This window comes from Mycolicibacterium sp. XJ1819 (assembly GCF_053483675.1).
Genome location: NZ_JBEFST010000004.1, coordinates 248258 through 254999, shown reverse-complemented (window position 1 = coordinate 254999; position 6742 = coordinate 248258). Strand labels below are relative to the sequence as shown.

Sequence of the window (6742 nt, the reverse complement as noted above, 5' to 3'; positions counted from 1 at the left end):
ACCGACCCTTCAGCCTCGGCTTTTTTCTCGATCTCGTACCAGTACTCCGGCTTAGGCCACGGAATGCCTGCCTCTGTCCCACTGCTGGCCTGGGCAAAGACCGCCTGCGCCTCGTCGAGATCCTTGATCATCTGCAGGGTCAGTTCACGCTCCGCAGCGTAATGTCGCTCAGCCCACTGCAACCCGACACGGGCGAACGCCCACGCCGGCTCCACGTCGGCCCAGCGCGCATCCTTGGCCGCCTCGCCGTGCATCTGATCCACCCAGGCCAGGTGCTCCCCCAAGAGCTCTTTGAGCCTGGCCGGATCGGTCAGATGCCCCAACGTGACCCGCAAGATTGCGCTGTGCTTGAGCACCGGCGGGTCCAACGGGGCCTCGTTCGCCCACCGCGTGACGGCCGTCATGCCCGCTTCGGTGATCTTGTACAGCCGACGGTTGCGGGCACCCGCGCTGCTCTCCACGCGTGACGTGACCAATCCATGCTCTTCGAGCTTCTTCAGCTCCGAGTAGATCTGGCTGTAAGCCGGGCTGCCGTAGAAGAACCGCATACTCCAGCTGATCCATTTGCGAATGTCGTAACCGGACAGCTCCGTGTCGTACGACAGCATGCCCAGCAGCGCCCACGCGGTCGCTGTCAGGTTCGGCATCGCTGAACTCGGCTCCACCGATCAAGGCTATCAACGGCGGTGCTGTCGGCACGGTCGCCTGCCGCTCACCGGGATACGCGGTTGCCCGCACTGACGACGATGCAACACTGTGTTTCATCATCGACAAATGCTGGAGGTGGATGTGGCTTCGGACGGTGCGAGGGCCGCACCCATGACCGACGACTTCGGTCCGCTCACGCAGTCGGTTCGCCGCCTCATCGACGTCACGATCCGCAGCGAGGTGGGCGACGTCACCGCCGCAGAAGCCAAGGCGCACATCGACAAAGCCGTGGAACTGCTGTCCACCGATCTGATGCCCGGCTCCTACGGGATGCACACGGCCGCCGATGGTCGCTCGACCGTCCTGGGCAACGTGCTGATCGGTGTCCGCAACCCTGTTGCTCCCCCGCTGGTGATCCACCACGCACCCGAGGGATACGTGCACACCGAGTTCGAGCTCGGCGCCGCTTACGAAGGTCCCGCCGGCCACGTTCACGGCGGAGTCTGCGCGATGATCCTCGACCACGTCCTCGCCGCGCCCGCCCACCAGCCGGGTAAGCCCGCAGTCACCGGCACGCTGACCGTGCGGTATCTACGTCCGACGCGGTTGGGACGGCTGCGCGCCGAGGCATGGGTCGATCGCATCGACGGGCCGAAGACCTACGTCGTGGGCCATATCGCCGACAGCGACGGCGCCACCGTGGAAGCGTCCGGCATCTTCATCCGGCCCAAGGCCCGCTGACATCCCAGGGGCCGCGACATCTGCGGACACCTGGTGTCCGCCGTCGACGTATCCGATACCGGGCCACTTCACCCGCATTGCCACCGAAGAACGTGGCGTGCGCGACGGTCAGCCGACGCGGCACCCCCGACAAACTGACTTGAATCAGAAATATCTACCTTTTCTCCGGCTGAACAGATACCGTCCTGCAAGCACCACCGCGAAATTGCAGCGTAATTGACGTCTGTTTAACCTCATTTCAGGGGTTAACACCTGGTCACGGATTTGACTTGAGTCAGGAGGTATCAGTGCAGATCCTCGAACACGTGGAAGACCTGCCGAAGGCGGGGAACATCAAGGCCCAGTGGGTGAGCCTGTGGACCGGACCCGTGGTCGGGGCGGTGCTACTGGTCGCGCTGCTGGCCTTCCCAGGGTTCTGGCCGCCGCTGTCGCCGACCCTGCCCGCCGAGCAGGTCGCGGCGTTCTACGCCGACAACACCTCGTGGATCCGGTTCAGCCAGGTCACCTTCAACCTGTGCGGCATCTTCGTTCTGCCGTTCTTCATGGTGATCGTGATGCAGATGAAACGGATGAAGACCCAGAGCGGTGTCTTCGCCTACTGCTACCTGACCGCCGTCGTCAGCGGGGCCACGATCTTCGCGCTGTCCAACATCTTCTTCCTCGTGGCGGCGTTCCGCCCCGACCGCAACCCCGAGTTGGTGATGGTGCTCAACGATCTCGCGTGGATCGTGTTCATCGCCCCGGTCGGCATGGTGCTTGCGCAGTTCGTGCTGCTCGCCCTCGCCGTGCACTTCGACGACGGGCCCGATCCGGTGTTCCCGCGCTGGGTGGGCCCCTACTCGCTGGCCACAGGCCTGGCGATGATTCCCTCCGCCGGGGCGGCGGTCTTCCACACCGGCCCGTTGGCCTGGGACGGCATCCTGACGTTCTGGCTGCGCAACGGCGCGTTCGCGGTGTTCGTCATCGTGATGTTCTTCGTGCTGCGCAACACGCTGCTGCGGCAGGCCAGGGACGAGGGCGTCATCCGGTGAACCTGCTGACGCCCGACCGTTACGTCCGAACCGCGGACGGCACGCCCACCGGACTCAAGGACGTGAGGTGGGTCACCTGGTTCTTCCCGGTGTGGTACGCCGCCTTCGGCGTGATCATCTGCGTGCTGGCGCGGGTCACCCCGCCACCGCGCCCGGACGTGACGGCCGCCGACAAGGTGTCGTTCTTCGCCACCAACGGGTTCACCATCCAACTCGGGTTCGTGGCGCTGCTGGTGCTGCTTGGCGGTGCGGCGGTCACCAACGGCCTTGTCGCATACCATATGTCGCGGATGTCGGTCGGCTCGGTTTGGGCCTACGGCTACATCGGCGGGATGGGTGTCGGGGCGCTACCCGGCTTCCTGCTGGTGGCGGTGTGCTTCTTGACCGCGGCGTTCCGTCCCGACCGCGACCCGGAGATCGTCAGCTTTCTCTACGACGTCGGGATGTTGTCCTACAACGCCTCGCTGGGCTGCTTCTCGGCGGCCTACCTCGCTTTCGCGATCGCCATCCTCTACGACCGCAACGAGATCTTCCCGAAATGGTTCGCCTACGTGAGCATCTGGCAGATCGTCACCGAGGTGATCGCCACCCAGATGTTCGTCCACTACTCGGGCCCGTTCGCCTGGAACGGCTCGTTCGCGTTCTGGTGGTCGGTGGTCGTGTTCACCGTGTGGCTCGGTGCGCTGATCGAACTTTTGCGACGGGCGGCCGTGCGCCAGACGGCCGATGAAGGTAATCCACGATGACACACCTTGATTCGACAGCCGTCGCCGCGCGGAAAGCCGACGATCACCTGCCCGGCGACATCCACATGTGGGTGATGGTGCTCGGCGACCTGATCATCTTCTCCGGGTACTTCGTGATCTTCATGGTCTACCGGGCCATGCACCCCGAGGAGTTCTTGCGCGCCCAGCAGCACCTCAACGTCAACATCGGTGTGCTCAACACCGTGATCCTGCTGACCAGTTCGTGGTTCGTGGCGCGCGCGGTGCTGGCCACCCGCGCCGGCAACCACCGGCAGGCGATCAGGATGATCTACGCGGGCGGGTGCGGCGGTGTGCTGTTCATCGTATTCAAGACCTATGAGTGGTACAGCAAGATCGAGGTCGGCCACACCGTCTCGGAGATGTTCTACTCCTTCTACTACGTGGTCACCGGTGTGCATCTGGTGCACGTGCTGATCGGGTTGATCGCCCTCGGGGCGCTCGTGCGCGAACTGCGCACACCCTGGCGGCGCAGGGCCTCGATCGTCGAACAGGGCGCGATCTACTGGCACATGGTGGACCTGCTCTGGGTCATCATCTTCGGCCTGCTCTACGTGATGAGGTGAATGTGTCTCAGACAGCGAATCCGTCCCGGCCGGTGCGGCCCGCCACCGACCGGATGATGACGTGGGTGTGGGCGGTGCTCACCGCGGTCACCATCGGCTCCTGGCTGTTGGCGCCCGCCCACCTCAAGAACACCGCACAGGCCAGCGTGCTCATCACCGCGCTCGTACTGGCGCTGACCTTCGTCAAGTCGCGGTTGATCATCCGGTACTTCATGGAGGTGCGCACCGCGCCGCGCTGGCTCAAGCGGTCCTGCGAGGCCTGGCTGGCGGTGCTGTTCGCGCTGGTGTTCGTCATCTACCTGTTCTGACGTCGCCTAGATTCAGCGGTGTGGAGCAACCAGACCGCTCGAAGATCGACGCCGGCGCCCTGACCGGAGTCTCCGAGACCGCGCTGCTGACCTTGTACGGGCGGGCACATCAGGCCCGCCACCCGAACGCCATCATCGACGATCCGATGGCGATCCGGTTGGTCGACGCCATCGACTTCGACTTCGCCAAGTTCGGCCGCAAGGGCCAGGAGATGGCGTTGCGCTCGCTGGCCTTCGACCGCGCGACGACCCGGTACCTGACCGCCCATCCGGCCGCCACCGTCGTGGCGCTGGCCGAGGGCCTGCAGACCAGCTTCTGGCGGTTGCGCAGCGCGCTGCCCGACGCCGAATTCCAGTGGTTCACAGTCGACCTCGAACCAGTGATCGAGCTGAGGGAACGCCTGCTGCCTTCGGCGGCCCGCATCACCACCGTCGCGCAGTCGGCGCTCGACTATTCGTGGATGGACGCGGTACCCACCGCCGACGGTGTGTTGGTCACCGCCGAGGGATTGCTGATGTACCTGCAACCCGACGAAGCGATGGACCTGATCACCCAGTGCGCCAGACGTTTCCCGGGCGGCCAGATGATCTTCGATCTGCCGCCGGTGCTGGTGAAGAAGTTCGCGCCGAAGGGTATGCGGTCCTCGCGGCGCTACCGGGTACCGCCGATGCCGTTTTCCCTGTCGGCTTCACAGCTGGCCGATCTGGTCCACACGGTTCCGGGTGTGCGTGCCGTGCAGGACCTTCCGATGCCGGCCGGCCGGGGGTTCTTCTTCGAGAAGGTGTTTCCGGCGCTCTGGCGATTGGGGCCGATCAAGAATTTCCGCGGGGCCTACACTTTGCTCGAGTTCGGCTGAGGTCAGGAGGCAAGGGTGAGTTCACATGACGTTCGGATGATCGTGCTGTCGACCGACGATCTCGACGAGTCGATCCGGTTCTACAGCGAGACTCTGGGTATGCCGCTGAAGTTTCGCGACGGAGCGCATTTCGCCGCCCTCGACGGTGGGTCGGTGACGCTGGCGCTGGCCACCGCGGTCGACCACCCCATCCCCGGCCAGGTGGTCGTCGGGATCAAGACCGACGATGTCGACGGCGCGGCCAAGGCGGTGGAGGCCAGCGGTGGCGGCATCGTCAAGGGCCCCTACGACGACGCCCACGAGCGCCGCGCGGTGGTCTATGACAACAAGGGCAACGGGATGGTGTTCTACAAGCCGCTGAGCCGCTGAGCCCCTGAGCCGCGGTCACGCGCCGACGGCGTGCTCGAGGTCCTTCAGCGACGTTTCGAGGTGGCCGAGCAGTCGCTGCAGGTGAGGCACGCTGCGGCGGCATCCGACGAGCCCGAAGTCGAGGTCGTCGGCGTTGTTGGCCACGGTGATGTTGAGTGCCTGACCGTCCAGCGGGATCGACAACGGATAGTTGCCGTCCAGCCGGGCACCGTTGAGGTACAACGGCGCCCGGGCGCCCGGCACGTTGGAGATCACCAGGTTGAACGGCGGCGGCGCGGTCCGCACGAAACCCGGTAGCAGCCCGAACGCCAGGCCGCTGATCAGAAACGCCGACACCGCGAGCTGTTGGACCCGCGGCAACTGCGAGTAGACCTTTTTGTTGTCCCGCATCGATTCGGCGATCGCGGTCAGTCGCTGCGCCGGGTCCTCGACGTCGGTGGCGAGGTTGCACAGAATCGCGCCGACCAGGTTGCCGCCCCCGTCGGCGTCACCCTCGGTGCGCAGGTTGACCGGGATCATCGCCACCAGCGGGGTGTCCGGCAGCGCGCTCTTGTCGGTCAGATACTGCCGCAACGCACCGGCACACATCGCCAGCACCACGTCGTTGAGCGTCACACCCGCCGCGGCCTTGACCCGCTTGAGGCGGTCGAGCTCCCAGGATTGTGCGGCCACCCGCCGGGCACCGCCGATACGGACGTTCAGCATCGTCTTCGGCGCCCTGAACGGCAGCGTGAGCTCCTGCTCCAGCAGCGCCGACCGCGCCAGCGTCACCGCCGTCGGCGCGACGCCGGCGACGGAGTTGGCGACCTGGCGGACCTGGTCCACCGCCTGGAGCAGCGAGGACCCCGGGGCTTTCGGCCCACGCCTGCCCGACACCAGGCTCCACGGCGCCCGCACCTCGGTGTCGTCGGCATCGGGCGACAGCGCCCGCTGCATCAGCCTCATCGCGGACACCCCGTCGATCAGCGAGTGGTGGAATTTCGTGTAGACGGCGAACCGGCCGTCGTCGAGGCCCTCGACGAGGTGCGTCTCCCACAGCGGGCGGTGCCGGTCGAGCAGCGTGCCGTGCAACCGCGAGACCAGCTCCAACAGGTCACGCACCCGGCCGGGCGCCGGCAGCGCGGACCGGCGCAGGTGGTAGTCGAGCTCGACGTCCTTGTCGACCGACCACGTCACGTTGGTGATCCCGCCGAAGAACGCGGGCCGCTTGCGGAACGTGGGCGCCACGTCGGTCTGGGCCAGCAGCGCGTCGTAGACGTCGCGCAGGAAGTCCGGGCCGCCGCCCTGCGGCGGCTCGAACAGCTGCAACCCGCCGACATGCATTGGGTGCTCTCGCGATTCACCGATCAGAAACAGCGAGTCGGTCGGTGCGATCGGCTGCATCAAGCCTCCATTCCGGGGTGCGGTCAACCCTGGCTGTAATCCCCCGGGACGCAAGACCGGAAACCTTGCAGGGAT

The 6742-nt window shown here is 65.8% G+C and carries 9 protein-coding genes; 7 read left to right on the top strand and 2 right to left on the bottom strand.

The window, feature by feature from the left end; translation table 11 throughout:
* Positions 1-647 (bottom strand): PadR family transcriptional regulator (locus ABQE89_RS06430; RefSeq protein WP_448415292.1); only part of this gene is annotated, 647 nt, incomplete at its 3' end.
* Positions 648-819: 172 nt separating this feature from the next.
* On the opposite strand from ABQE89_RS06430, the gene ABQE89_RS06425 reads away from it, so the two are divergent.
* The 7 genes from ABQE89_RS06425 to ABQE89_RS06395 all read left to right on the top strand — a co-directional run bounded on the left by ABQE89_RS06425 (position 820) and on the right by ABQE89_RS06395 (position 5284).
* On the top strand, positions 820-1389 hold the full coding sequence (locus ABQE89_RS06425; protein ID WP_448415262.1) for a PaaI family thioesterase: 570 nt from the start codon (positions 820-822) through the stop codon (positions 1387-1389).
* Between the two features lie 287 nt (positions 1390-1676).
* Entirely contained in the window at positions 1677-2420 is a 744-nt protein-coding gene (locus ABQE89_RS06420; protein WP_448415260.1) for a hypothetical protein, read from the top strand.
* Positions 2417-3166 (top strand): hypothetical protein, encoded by a 750-nt coding sequence (locus ABQE89_RS06415; protein WP_448415258.1) that lies wholly within the window; start codon positions 2417-2419, stop codon positions 3164-3166. The genes ABQE89_RS06420 and ABQE89_RS06415 overlap by 4 nt, the downstream gene beginning before the upstream one ends.
* Positions 3163-3750, top strand: a complete 588-nt coding sequence (locus ABQE89_RS06410) for a cytochrome c oxidase subunit 3 (RefSeq protein WP_448415256.1) — start codon at positions 3163-3165, stop codon at positions 3748-3750. Before ABQE89_RS06415 ends, ABQE89_RS06410 begins: the two co-directional genes overlap by 4 nt.
* Before the next feature lie 53 nt (positions 3751-3803).
* Positions 3804-4058: a cytochrome C oxidase subunit IV family protein gene (locus ABQE89_RS06405; protein ID WP_448415290.1), complete on the top strand. Its 255-nt coding sequence runs from the start codon at positions 3804-3806 to the stop codon at positions 4056-4058.
* A gap of 20 nt (positions 4059-4078) precedes the next feature.
* Positions 4079-4915, top strand: coding sequence for a class I SAM-dependent methyltransferase (locus ABQE89_RS06400; RefSeq protein ID WP_448415254.1), 837 nt, complete (start codon positions 4079-4081; stop codon positions 4913-4915).
* A 36-nt stretch (positions 4916-4951) separates the two neighbouring features.
* Positions 4952-5284, top strand: coding sequence for a VOC family protein (locus ABQE89_RS06395; protein ID WP_448415288.1), 333 nt, complete (start codon positions 4952-4954; stop codon positions 5282-5284).
* Positions 5285-5299: 15 nt separating this feature from the next.
* On the opposite strand, the gene ABQE89_RS06390 is transcribed toward ABQE89_RS06395, so the two are convergent.
* Positions 5300-6667, bottom strand: a complete 1368-nt coding sequence (locus tag ABQE89_RS06390) for a WS/DGAT/MGAT family O-acyltransferase (RefSeq protein WP_448415252.1) — start codon at positions 6665-6667, stop codon at positions 5300-5302.
* Positions 6668-6742: the final 75 nt, after the last annotated feature.